The organism is Desulfovibrio sp. OH1186_COT-070, from assembly GCF_003860215.1.
Lineage (GTDB): Bacteria > Desulfobacterota > Desulfovibrionia > Desulfovibrionales > Desulfovibrionaceae > Desulfovibrio.
On sequence record NZ_RQYH01000003.1, the window covers coordinates 128,214 to 139,158 of the forward strand.

Here is a 10,945-nt window from a genome sequence, read left to right on the forward strand (position 1 = left end):
GACAAAACTCCGCCGGACAGGTGATACAACGCGCAGAATACGCGCTGCCAGCCGCGCAAAAAAAGCGCCCACCCGCAGTGTCCGGATTGGGCAAATCAGTTTTTCTAGTCTGTTTGGCGCACAGCGTCAAGCGCGCGGACAGAAGCGCAAAAGCCGCTCATTGACATATATTGCGTGAAGGGATATGCTGCTCGCCAATAAATCAACAATTATTTCAGATTACTACGAGGTAGTCATGTTCACCAATCAGGGCAAGGCGCTGACCTTTGACGACATTCTGCTGATTCCCGGATTTTCCGACATCACCCCTGACGCCGTGGACATCTCCACCCGCCTCACCCCCGATATTCCCCTGGGCATTCCCCTGCTGTCCGCAGCCATGGATACTGTGACCGAGGCGGCCATGGCCATTTCCATGGCGCGCATGGGCGGCATGGGCATCATCCACAAGAACATGTCCGAAGAGCGGCAGCGCCTGGAAGTGGAAAAGGTCAAAAAAAGCGAAAGCGGCATGATTCTGGATCCGGTGACCATCTCGCCGGGCAATACGGTGCAGGAAGCCCTTGCCCTCATGGCCGATTTTCGCGTTTCCGGCCTGCCCGTGGTGGAGGACGACCGCCTGGTGGGCATCCTTACCAACCGCGATGTGCGCTTTGTGGAAGACGGCCATGCCGTGCGCGTTGCCGATGTCATGACCAGCAAAAATCTGGTCACGGTTCCTCTAGGCACGTCTCTGGAGGAGTCCAAACGCCACCTGCACGAGCACCGCATCGAAAAACTGCTGGTGGTGGACGATCAGGGCCGCCTGCGCGGGCTGATCACCATGAAAGACATTGACAAGGTGCAGAAATACCCCAACGCCTGCAAGGATGCCAACGGGCGTCTGCGCGTGGGCGCGGCCATCGGCATCGGGCGCGACTGCGAAAGCCGCGCGGCGCAACTGCTGGAAGGCGGCGCTGACGTGCTGGTGCTTGACTCGGCCCACGGCCATTCCGCCAACGTGCTCAACGCCATACGGGCCATCAAGGGCAGCTTTCCCTCCTGCCAGCTGATCGCGGGCAACGTGGCCACCTACGAAGGAGCAAAAGCCATCCTCCAGGCCGGAGCCGACACGGTGAAGGTGGGCATCGGCCCCGGATCCATCTGCACAACGCGCATTGTGGCCGGTGTGGGCGTGCCGCAGGTCACCGCCGTCATGGAAGCCAGCCGTGCCGCCCGTGAAATGGATCGTTGCTGCATCGCCGACGGCGGCATCAAATTTTCCGGCGACATTGTCAAAGCCCTGGTGGTGGGTGCCCATTCCATCATGATCGGATCTCTTTTTGCCGGCACCGAGGAAAGCCCCGGCGAAACCATTCTGTATCAGGGCCGGACGTACAAGATCTACCGCGGCATGGGCTCCATAGACGCCATGAAAGAAGGCAGCTCCGACCGCTATTTTCAGGAAAAAAGCAAAAAGCTTGTGCCCGAAGGCATTGTGGGCCGCGTGCCCTACCGTGGTCCGGTCATGGAGGCTGTCTACCAGCTCATGGGGGGCCTGCGCTCCGGCATGGGCTATGTGGGCGCGCACAACTTGCAGCAGTTGTTCGAAAATACCGCGTTTTGCGAAATTTCCCCGGCAGGACTGCGGGAAAGCCATGTTCACGATGTGGTCATCACCAAGGAAGCGCCCAACTACCGTCTGGAAAATTAGCCACCGCGACGCGCCGCAAGGCTTTTCTCCAGGCGCGCCCGCCCGCAACGAGGACGCATATGCCCAGCAAGGTCATTATCATTGACTACGGTTCGCAGGTCACCCAGCTTATTGCCCGCCGCGTGCGCGAAGCCGGAGTCTATTCGGAGATCCACTCCTGCGTGACCACCGCCGCGCAGGTGGCGGCCATGAAGCCCTCGGCCATTATTTTATCCGGCGGCCCGGCCAGCGTGGACGAAGCTGACGCACCCGCCCTGGACGCGGGCTTTCTGGAACTGGGTGTGCCCGTGCTGGGCATCTGCTACGGCATGCAGTTGCTGGCCCGCCATCTGGGAGGGGAACTGGCTTCTTCCCTCACGCGGGAATACGGCCCGGCGGAGCTCTCTGCCACCGCGCCCTGCGCCCTGTGGGACGGCATTGCCTTTCCGAGCCGCGTCTGGATGAGCCACGGCGACAAGGTGCTCGCCCCGCCGCCCGGCTTTGTGACCACCGGGTGCACGTCCAGCCTGGACGTGGCTGCCATGAGCGACGAAAAGCGCAAAATACACGCCGTGCAATTTCACCCCGAAGTCCACCACAGCGCGGACGGCGAACGCATGTTGCGCAACTTCCTGTTCGGCGTTGCGGAGATCACACCCGACTGGACCATGTCTTCCTTTGTGGAGCGCGCCACCGCAGAAATGGCGGCCCAGGCCGGGGACAGCCATGTGGTTTGCGCTCTTTCGGGCGGCATCGACTCCACGGTGGTGGCCGTGCTGCTGCACAGGGCCATCGGCAAGCGCCTGCACTGCATCTTTGTGGACAACGGCCTGCTGCGCCTTGGGGAGAGCGATGAAGTTGTCGGGCTTCTGCGCGAGTTCGACCTCAACCTGACTTTTGTGCAGGCACAGGAGCGCTTTCTGGGCCGGCTCAAGGGCGTGGAAGATCCCGAAAAAAAACGCAAGATCATCGGCCACACCTTCATCGAGATTTTTGACGAAGAAGCCAAAAAACTGCCGCAGGTGGACTTTCTGGCCCAGGGCACACTGTACCCCGATGTCATTGAGTCCGTATCGCACAAGGGCCCCAGCGCGGTCATCAAAAGCCACCACAATGTGGGCGGTCTGCCCGAAACCATGAAGCTCAAGCTCATTGAGCCGTTGCGCGAGCTCTTCAAGGACGAGGTGCGCAAGGTGGCCAAGCAGCTTGGCCTGCCCGATTCCATTGTCTGGCGGCATCCTTTCCCCGGCCCCGGACTGGCAATCCGCGTGCTGGGCGAGGTGACCGAAGAGCGCCTGAACATTCTCCGTCAGGCGGACAGGATCGTGCAGCAGGAACTGCGCCAGTCCGGCTGGTACAACAAGGTCTGGCAGGGCTTTGCCGTGTTGCTGCCCCTGAAGACCGTGGGCGTGATGGGCGACGGGCGCACCTACGAGCACGTTATCGCCCTGCGTGTGGTCAACAGCGTGGACGCCATGACCGCAGACTGGGCGCGCCTGCCCGCAGAGCTCATCGAACGCATGTCAGGCCGCATCATCAATGAGGTGGTGGGCGTCAACCGCGTGGTCTACGATGTGTCCTCCAAGCCGCCAAGCACCATCGAATGGGAGTAGGAGCAGGGCATGTTCGGCATAGGCAGCACGGAATTGCTGGTCATTCTGGTGGTGGCCCTCATTGTTCTCGGCCCCAAGAGTCTGGCCAATGTTTCCCGTACTCTGGGCAAGGCTGTGGGGGAATTTCGCCGTGTTTCCACGGACTTTCAGCGCACCCTCAATGCCGAGGCCGCTGACGACGACCTGCGCCAGCGCAAAAAAGAGGCCGCCCAGGCAGCGCGCGAAGCCCGACAGACAAAGAGAGAGGCCACAGCTTGCGCCGGCACGGATGCACCGTGCCCTCCGGGCCAGCCTGCGGACGCCGCTTTCCCGCCAACCGCAGAGCAAACGGTCGAGCCGCCCGCAGGCAGTCCCCTGGCCGAAGCCCTGGCCAAAGCCCGTGATGCAGCGGCCACAACTCCCCATGCCGCTGCGCCCGACATGGCAGAAAGGACGTCCTGCGCGTCTCCCAACGAAAAGGGATGAACATGAGCGCCAAGCCTTTGGCACAGCCTGCGGAAGGCACGCCCGTTCCTTCTTCCCCGCCGGAGGAACAAACCGGAACGACCATTTCCGGTACAACGGACGAAGGGACTGCCCCTCCCCTTCCCCCCTCTCCCCCCACCGAACCGCCAAATGATTCCGGCTCTGCCTCCGCGCGGGCAGACGACCCGCTCCCTCCCCTGCCTTCGGACAGTGATGCCTTGGTCAGCAAGGAAAAAGCCGATGGCAACGACGGCGAAGACGGAGAGGAAGAAGACCGGCCCATGGGCCTTCTGGATCACCTTGGCGAATTGCGCACGCGCATGGTGCGGAGCTGCATTGCCGTGGGCCTGGGCTTTCTGGCCTGCTGGGCGGTGGTGGATCCCCTTTTCGACATTCTGGTCAACCCTCTGCTGGCAGTGCTGCCCAAAGGTTCCCACGCCATCTACACCACCCTGCCCGAAGGCTTTTTCACCCGCGTCTACATTGCTTTTGTGGCCGGAGTCTTTGTGGCCAGCCCGGTGGTGTTTCATCAGATATGGTCTTTCATCTCCCCCGGACTGTATGAAGAGGAAAAACGCTACGTCATCCCCATCGCCATCCTGTCTGCCCTGTTTTTCGCCAGCGGGGGAGCGTTCTGCTATTTCATCGTTTTTCCGTACGCCTTCAGCTTTTTCGTCAGCTTCGCCACGCAGGAGATCGTGGCCATGCCCAAGGTCAGCGACTATCTGAGTTTTGTGCTCAAGCTTGTTCTGGCTTTCGGGCTTGTTTTCGAGATGCCTCTTTTTGCCTTCTTTCTGGCGCGCATGGGCCTTGTCACCGCTGCCGCCATGCGCAAGGTGCGGCGCTACGCCATTCTGGTCATTTTTATTGTGGCCGCCATTCTTACGCCGCCTGACGTGGTTTCCCAGTTGCTCATGGCCTGTCCCATGCTTATCCTCTATGAGGTGAGCATCTGGGTGGCGGCGGCCGCTGGCCGCAAACCGGCCGAAGTCCCTGCCGGAGGCACGGACGGCGCGGAATCTCCGGAGAATGAAGACCGGACACGGGAGGAAGCATGAACCTTTCCGCTCCCCGCAGCGCCACGCGGGAACGCACAAGTACGGAAACCGATGTCCGCGTGCACCTGACTCTGGACGGCCAGGGAAAAACCGACATCAAAACCGGCTTTGGCCTGCTGGATCACATGCTCACCCTGACCGCCTTCTGGGGCGGCATGGATTTGCAGCTTGTCTGTGAAGGCGATATGAATGTGGACGCCCACCACACGGCCGAAGATGTCGGTCTGACTCTGGGCCATGCCCTGGCCGATGCCCTGGGCGACAAGGCGGGCATTGCCCGCGTGGGCCATGCGCGCGTGCCCATGGATGAAGCTCTGGCCGAGGTGACACTGGATCTTTCGGGCCGTCCCTGGCTTGTGTGGCGCGGCGACGACCTTTTGCCGCCTGTTCTGGCTGGGGAAGAAAAAGACCTCTGGCGCGAATTTTACAAGGCCCTGGTCAGCGGCGCGCGCTGCAACCTGCATGTGGATTTTCTCTACGGCAAAAACGGCCACCACCTGCTGGAATCGGCCGCCAAGGGGCTTGGCCTTGCCCTGGCTCAGGCCATATGCCGTCACGGCACAACCGTTCGAAGTACCAAGGGAGGTCTTGACTGATGCCGTTGCGCCCCCGGATATTCCTGCTGTTTGCTCTCTGCCTTTTGCTGGCTCTCGGCGCATGTGCCCGCCGCCCTTCCGGGACGGCCCAGGTTCCGCGCAGCCTTTCCCCGATGTATGCGGTTTCTGTTGCGCCTTTTACCCAACCCGTGGGTACAAGCCAGCTCATTTCCGGGCGCATCCCCGACAATCAGGGGCGCATTGCTCCGGAAATGCTGCCCGCCCTGGACGTCAGGCTGCGCCATGTGCTCGGCCAGGGCAAGCGTCCGTACAGATTTGTTGCCCGTCAGGCCCTGCCTGAGAGCACGGCATCCTTTCATTCCTCCGAACAGCCCCAGGCCCTGCCCCACTGGATCGCCTACGGGAAGAAACATGGAGCACAATTCCTTCTCGTGCCGCAGATTCTGAACTGGCATGAGCGGCAGGGATCCAGGGCAGGGGTCACCCAGGCCGCCCATGTGCGCCTGGAATTCTTCCTGCTGCGCGTGGACAGTGGCGTTGTGCAGGAAAGGGCTGTTTTTGAGGAACAGCAGACCGGACTGGCGGACGACCTGCTCGGCGTCGGCTCCTTTTTCCGGCGCGGCGGCCAGTGGATCACAGCGGAAGAATTGGCTGAAGAAGGCATGCGCAAGGCTGTCAGGGAGCTTGGGCTATGATTGTTTTTCCCGCTGTGGACATTCAGGGCGGCAAGGCCGTCCGCCTCAGGCAGGGACGCGCCGAAGAAAGCACGGTCTACGCGCAGGACCCTCTGGAGGCCGCCCTTGCCTGGCAGGAGCGTGGAGCCCGCTGGCTGCATGTGGTGGATCTTGACGGAGCCTTTGACGGCAAACCCTCCAACAGCCGCATTGTGAACCGCATCTGTGCAGCGCTTTCCATCCCCGTGCAGCTGGGAGGCGGCATCCGGGACGCGGCCACGGCCAAAGCCTATCTGGACGCCGGTGTGGCGCGGGTGATCATCGGCACTCTGGCTCTGGAAAAACCCGGAATATTCGCCGAACTCTGCGCCGCGCATCCCGGAAAAATCGGCGTTTCTCTTGATGCGGACAACGGCCGCCTCAAAAGCCGGGGTTGGCTGGCCGATGCCGGGCAAACCGCCGAAGCGGCCCTGCCCCGCCTGCTGAACGACGGCGCTGCCTTTGTCATCTATACCGACATCAGCCGCGACGGTATGCAGAGCGGATTGAATATGCCCGCCCTGGAATCTCTGGCCCGCCTTTCCAGTGTGCCGGTCATTGCCGCAGGCGGGGTGGCCACCATGGACGACATCCGGAGCCTGTATCCGCTGACGCGCACCACCAGTCTGGCCGGGGCTGTCAGCGGCAAGGCCCTGTACGAGGGCAGCCTCAGCCTGGAAGAGGCCAACGCCTGGATCGCGGCCCAGGAGTGACGCGCCGATGGGCAAACCCCTTGAGGAGTATCTGGAGTACTGGCGGCACATTTTCCGCCGCCGCCGCGCATTGCGCTGGCAGGAGGAAGGCTGGCTGTACAACGGCTATTGCCGCCTCTGCCGCTATTGCTGCGGCCCGCAGGACTCTGACGAGCCTTTCCCCATGCGCCTCCTGCCCGAGCAGATGGTTCCCGGATATGAAAAAAACTTCTTTCTGCTGGATGCGTCCACCGCCTTTCTGGATGCGCGGGGGTGCAGGGCTGTATCCGGGAAAGGCTGCCGCCTGCCCCGCGCGTTGCGGCCGGTATCCTGCGGTCTTTTTCCCTTTGTGCTCAACGCGGGAGGGCTGTATGTGTACAAGACCTGCCCTGCGGTTCTGCTCAATCCTTTCCAACGGATTTTCTCCTTAGGCGGACAGGCCGCCCGCTGGCTCACGCGCCTTGACCGCGAGCGGCTGGAGGGCATTGCCCTGAACCTGCCCACGGCAGTGCTGGCAGAAAAATACATTTCACTGAACCTGCGCATATACGGCTCATGGGGCGTGAGCATACGGACAGAATGAACACGAGGATGACGTTATGGACACAAAAATCTTTCCACAGCCGCACCGCCTGATCCTCGCAGCGCTTGCGGGCGCGGCCCTTGCCCTGCCCATGGGCGGCTGCGGCTTTTCGTCTCCCGCGCCTGCGCCGGAAACGCCCCCCGGACCGGTGACAGCCTATATGATCACGGCCCTCCCCGGCGAAACAACAACTCTGGACGACCCCGATTTTGGCCGGGAAGTGCGCGTCAGCGTGCAGGAGAACTTTGTTTCCGCAAAAAACGAAAACTGCAAACGGGGCACGGTGCTTGCCGCTCCCAGGGAGGCCGAGGTGGTAGTCATCTGCCGCGACCAGGCTACAGGGCGCTGGAGCATGGCTCCCCGCGTCTGGGGGCAGGGCATCTCCCGTCCCTGAGCTTCCACTGGTCTGGCCTCTGATCTGACCCTCTGATCTGATCCTGACATTGGCCTGCTCCACACAACATCGCGAACCACAGGCATACGACGGGAGCAGCCACCATGCCCACAAACCGGAAAAACCGCATGTCCCCTACGTTCTTTCGTCTTTTTCTTCTTGCCCTTGTGTTGTTGGCCGCCTCCCCCGCCGCTGCGGAGCGCCCCTATGCGGAAAACCTGTTTCAGGGAAATTTCTCCCCCCAAAAGCAGAGCGCGGACAATGCCTCCCAACCGCTCATGGCCCCCGGTGACCGCGTTGCCCTGCGGATCTGGGGCGGCCCTTCCCCTGTGGACAGTATGCTCACCGTGGGCCCCGACGGCCTGCTGGACGTGCCCGGTGTGGGCTCCCTGCCGGTGGCAGGCATGACCTGCGACAGGCTGACCGAAATTTTGCGCGGCAAAATGGCGTCCGGGGGGCATGCCGATGTTCAGGTTCATGCATCGCTGCCAGACGCCCTGCCTGTGGCGGTTTTCGTCACCGGCGGGGCGGCCAGGCCCGGCAGGTATGCGGGCTTTCCCTCCGACCCTCTGCTCAGCTTTCTGGACAAGGCGGGAGGCATTGATCCCACGCGCGGCAGCTACCGCGATATCCGCCTGATGCGCGGCGGAAGCACAGTGACCAGCCTGGACCTCTATCCCTTCGCCCGCACGGGAGAACTGCCAACGGTGCGCGTGCAGGACGGCGACACTCTGGTGGTGGGCCCCAGAGGCCCGGCAATCACGGCCACAGGTGCGGTACGCACCGCCGCATCTTTCGAGTTTTTCAAGGGCAGGACCACAGGCGCGGCTCTCATGGATCTGGCCGGTCCGGAGCGCAGCGCCTCGCACGCTGTCCTGACGGGAACGCGCAAAGGCGCACCCTACACGACCTATTTGCCCCTGCGGGAACTGCGCGACCTTCAACTGGAGGACGGAGACCGCGTCCAGTTTGTGGCCGATGCGCCGGGCGACACCATGATGATCGAGGTGCAGGGGGCGGTGCGCGGAGCCTCGCGCTTTCCGGTGCGGCGCGGCGCGCGCCTTGCGGATGTGCTGCATTTTATCGCCGTGGAGCCGGAGCGCGCCCAGGTGGACGCCCTGTACATCAAACGCAAGAGTGTTGCCGCACGCCAGAAAAAAGCCATTGCCGATTCTCTGCGCCGTCTGGAAGAAACTGCCCTCACCGCCGCATCAGCCAGCACGGACGAAGCTGCCATTCGCGCCAGGGAGGCCGAAATGGTTTCCAAATTTGTCGAGCGGGCCAAGGCTGTGGAGCCGGAAGGCGTTGTCGTGCTCGACAAGGATCAGGGCAAGGTTGATCTGGCCCTGGAGGACGGAGACATCATTGTCATTCCGCCCAAAAGCGATGTTGTGCTGGTCAGCGGAGAGGTAATGACCCCGCAGGCCATGCTGTGGAGCAAAAAAAAGGACGCGGAGGAGTATATCAGGGGCGCGGGCGGCTATACCAACCGCGCCGACCGGAGCACGGTGCTGGTCTTGCGCCAGAACGGCTCTGTTTCCCGTGACAGTGACGACATCCTGCCCGGCGACCAGATCATGATCCTGCCCAAGGTGGAGTCCAAGAGCATGCAGGCTGTCAAGGATATCTCGCAGGTCATCATGCAGGTGGTTGTTTCCGCGCGCCTGCTGCTGGGCCTGCCCTCCTTGTAGGCATCCCCGAAAAATACGGCCGAAAGGCCGGGAAAGGAGGACGTTCGTGTACGGAGCACTGGCGGATTCGCCTCTTTTTTCCGGCATCAACATGGAAGATGCGCGCGCTTGTCTTGAGTGCAGCGGCGCGCAGGACAAGCTCCACCCCAAGGGCGGCCAGATCTTCGGCGAAGACGACCCGCCCGTCCGCCTGTATGTGCTGCTGGAGGGCAGCGTCACGGTTTTGCGCCACAGTTCCGGGGGCCGGAGAGCTGTTATCGCGCGCATTGACCGTCCGGGCGAGCTTTTTGGCGAAGTCTATGTTTTTCTTGGAAGGCCGGGCTACGGGTGCAGCGTGGAGGCGGAAAGCACGGCGCGCGTACTGGGCATTCCCTGCCGTTTTTTCTACGGAACCTGCGAAAAAAACTGCTCTGTCCACTCCCGCCTGATCAGGAACATGCTGGGTATCTTCGCCCGCAAGGCCTTTTTTCTCAGTCAGCGCGTGGCCCTGCTTTCCGCAGGCTCCCTGCGGCGCAAGCTGGCCTGCCTGCTGCTGGAATGCCGCCAGGCTGACGGAAGCCTGCGCCCGGCCATGAACCGCGAACAGATGGCGGAATATCTCGGCGTGACCCGCCCCTCTCTTTCGCGCGAGCTGGCCGCCATGCGGGCGGAGGGCCTGTTGCGGATGGAAGGCAGGAGTATCCGCGTTCCGGATGCCGGGGCATTGCAGGACGTGTACGAATAGTGCCCCGCACTGCCCCGGCAGGCGATTCAGCGAACAAAATTGGTGGCGATCCAGGGCTCCACCGCAGGAGGGGCGATGCCGGCCGCCCTGCCCGCCTCGATGCAGCGCAGCAGCCAGGCCATGTTGTCGCCCAGCGTGCGCATGATCTGCATGCCCTCGGCATCCTGCCGCACTTCCTCCGGAGTATTGCCGTGCACGGCATTCCAGTATTGCGAAGAAACCACGGGCATGCGGCTTATGGTGAAATACTTGTTCAGCCGGTCAAAGGCTGCACTGGCCCCTCCGCGCCGGCAACTCACCACGGCGGCGGCGGGCTTGAAGGCGTAGGCCGCGCTCTTGCGGAAAAAAAGGCGGTCAAGAAAGGCGCACACGGCACCGTTGGGCGCGGCATAATACGTGGGTGAGCCGACCACAAAACCGTCTGCGGCCTTGAGCCTGTCAACGCATTCATTGACCCCGTCGTCCTTGAAGACGCAGTAGCCGCTCTTGACGCAGGCATTGCAGGCAATGCAGCCGCTGACGGGCTTGACGCCAAGCTGCACGATGGACGTTTCGATTCCGTGTTTTTCCAACTGCGCGGCCACGATGGACAGCGCAGTGTATGTACAGCCCTTGGGGTGCGGGCTGCCGTTGAGCATGAGAACGTGCATGAAGACCTCCGGGGTACTGGTTCGGGCACAAAAACTTTAGATAGTGTCGTCAAATTATAGTTGCCCACAATGAGATGCACCTGATTTGCACGGCGGCAAGGAAGGAAAGGCTTCGTTTTGCGTAGCGCGTAGC

The 10,945-nt window shown here is 62.2% G+C and carries 12 protein-coding genes and 1 pseudogene; 11 read left to right on the top strand and 2 right to left on the bottom strand.

The features are described 5' to 3' along the window. Nucleotides 1-235 precede the first annotated feature (235 nt). The 11 genes from guaB (at nt 236) to EII23_RS02020 (ending at nt 10,162) form a co-directional block, all read left to right on the top strand. Nucleotides 236-1,693, top strand: a complete 1,458-nt coding sequence (gene guaB, locus EII23_RS01970; RefSeq protein ID WP_124791573.1) for an IMP dehydrogenase — start codon at nt 236-238, stop codon at nt 1,691-1,693. Between the two features lie 59 nt (nt 1,694-1,752). Further along, the gene (gene guaA, locus EII23_RS01975) at nt 1,753-3,285 is read left to right on the top strand and encodes a glutamine-hydrolyzing GMP synthase (RefSeq protein ID WP_124791575.1); all 1,533 of its coding nucleotides are present in this window, start codon (nt 1,753-1,755) and stop codon (nt 3,283-3,285) included. 9 nt (nt 3,286-3,294) lie between these two features. After that, entirely contained in the window at nt 3,295-3,750 is a 456-nt protein-coding gene (gene tatB, locus EII23_RS01980; protein WP_124791577.1) for a Sec-independent protein translocase protein TatB, read from the top strand. Nucleotides 3,751-3,752: 2 nt separating this feature from the next. After that, a complete protein-coding gene (gene tatC, locus EII23_RS01985; RefSeq protein WP_260424553.1) occupies nt 3,753-4,808 on the top strand; it encodes a twin-arginine translocase subunit TatC in 1,056 nt (351 codons plus the stop codon). After that, the gene (locus EII23_RS01990; RefSeq protein ID WP_124791579.1) at nt 4,805-5,404 is read left to right on the top strand and encodes an imidazoleglycerol-phosphate dehydratase; all 600 of its coding nucleotides are present in this window, start codon (nt 4,805-4,807) and stop codon (nt 5,402-5,404) included. The genes tatC and EII23_RS01990 overlap by 4 nt, the downstream gene beginning before the upstream one ends. Next, complete coding sequence (locus tag EII23_RS01995; protein ID WP_124791581.1) at nt 5,404-6,060, top strand: hypothetical protein; 657 nt, start codon at nt 5,404-5,406, stop codon at nt 6,058-6,060. Before EII23_RS01990 ends, EII23_RS01995 begins: the two co-directional genes overlap by 1 nt. Beyond that, complete coding sequence (gene hisA, locus EII23_RS02000; RefSeq protein WP_124791583.1) at nt 6,057-6,791, top strand: 1-(5-phosphoribosyl)-5-[(5-phosphoribosylamino)methylideneamino]imidazole-4-carboxamide isomerase; 735 nt, start codon at nt 6,057-6,059, stop codon at nt 6,789-6,791. Before EII23_RS01995 ends, hisA begins: the two co-directional genes overlap by 4 nt. Before the next feature lie 7 nt (nt 6,792-6,798). Then, nucleotides 6,799-7,353, top strand: coding sequence for a hypothetical protein (locus tag EII23_RS02005; RefSeq protein WP_124791585.1), 555 nt, complete (start codon nt 6,799-6,801; stop codon nt 7,351-7,353). A 16-nt stretch (nt 7,354-7,369) separates the two neighbouring features. Next, the gene (locus EII23_RS02010) at nt 7,370-7,747 is read left to right on the top strand and encodes a DVU3141 family protein (protein WP_124791587.1); all 378 of its coding nucleotides are present in this window, start codon (nt 7,370-7,372) and stop codon (nt 7,745-7,747) included. A gap of 128 nt (nt 7,748-7,875) precedes the next feature. Beyond that, on the top strand, nt 7,876-9,438 hold the full coding sequence (locus EII23_RS02015; protein ID WP_124791589.1) for a polysaccharide biosynthesis/export family protein: 1,563 nt from the start codon (nt 7,876-7,878) through the stop codon (nt 9,436-9,438). Nucleotides 9,439-9,484: 46 nt separating this feature from the next. Next, nucleotides 9,485-10,162 (top strand): Crp/Fnr family transcriptional regulator, encoded by a 678-nt coding sequence (locus EII23_RS02020; RefSeq protein WP_124791591.1) that lies wholly within the window; start codon nt 9,485-9,487, stop codon nt 10,160-10,162. Nucleotides 10,163-10,188: 26 nt separating this feature from the next. Here the strand turns inward: EII23_RS02020 and EII23_RS02025 are convergent, their stop codons facing one another. Together EII23_RS02025 and EII23_RS02030 are read right to left on the bottom strand one after the other, a co-directional pair. Beyond that, complete coding sequence (locus EII23_RS02025) at nt 10,189-10,812, bottom strand: flavodoxin family protein (protein WP_124791593.1); 624 nt, start codon at nt 10,810-10,812, stop codon at nt 10,189-10,191. Between the two features lie 49 nt (nt 10,813-10,861). Beyond that, nucleotides 10,862-10,945 (bottom strand): annotated as a pseudogene (locus tag EII23_RS02030) (IS5/IS1182 family transposase); the annotation flags it as partial.

Excerpts from the sequence above, each read along its gene's own strand:
- EII23_RS01990 (WP_124791579.1), top strand. The coding sequence starts at position 4,805 with ATGAACCTTTCCGCTCCCCGCAGCGCCACGCGGGAACGCACAAGTACG.
- tatB (WP_124791577.1), top strand. The coding sequence starts at position 3,295 with ATGTTCGGCATAGGCAGCACGGAATTGCTGGTCATTCTGGTGGTGGCC.
- EII23_RS02010 (WP_124791587.1), top strand. The coding sequence starts at position 7,370 with ATGGACACAAAAATCTTTCCACAGCCGCACCGCCTGATCCTCGCAGCG.
- EII23_RS01995 (WP_124791581.1), top strand. The coding sequence starts at position 5,404 with ATGCCGTTGCGCCCCCGGATATTCCTGCTGTTTGCTCTCTGCCTTTTG.
- EII23_RS02025 (WP_124791593.1), bottom strand. The coding sequence starts at position 10,812 with ATGCACGTTCTCATGCTCAACGGCAGCCCGCACCCCAAGGGCTGTACA.
- guaA (WP_124791575.1), top strand. The coding sequence starts at position 1,753 with ATGCCCAGCAAGGTCATTATCATTGACTACGGTTCGCAGGTCACCCAG.
- EII23_RS02015 (WP_124791589.1), top strand. The coding sequence starts at position 7,876 with ATGTCCCCTACGTTCTTTCGTCTTTTTCTTCTTGCCCTTGTGTTGTTG.
- hisA (WP_124791583.1), top strand. The coding sequence starts at position 6,057 with ATGATTGTTTTTCCCGCTGTGGACATTCAGGGCGGCAAGGCCGTCCGC.
- EII23_RS02005 (WP_124791585.1), top strand. The coding sequence starts at position 6,799 with ATGGGCAAACCCCTTGAGGAGTATCTGGAGTACTGGCGGCACATTTTC.
- guaB (WP_124791573.1), top strand. The coding sequence starts at position 236 with ATGTTCACCAATCAGGGCAAGGCGCTGACCTTTGACGACATTCTGCTG.
- tatC (WP_260424553.1), top strand. The coding sequence starts at position 3,753 with ATGAGCGCCAAGCCTTTGGCACAGCCTGCGGAAGGCACGCCCGTTCCT.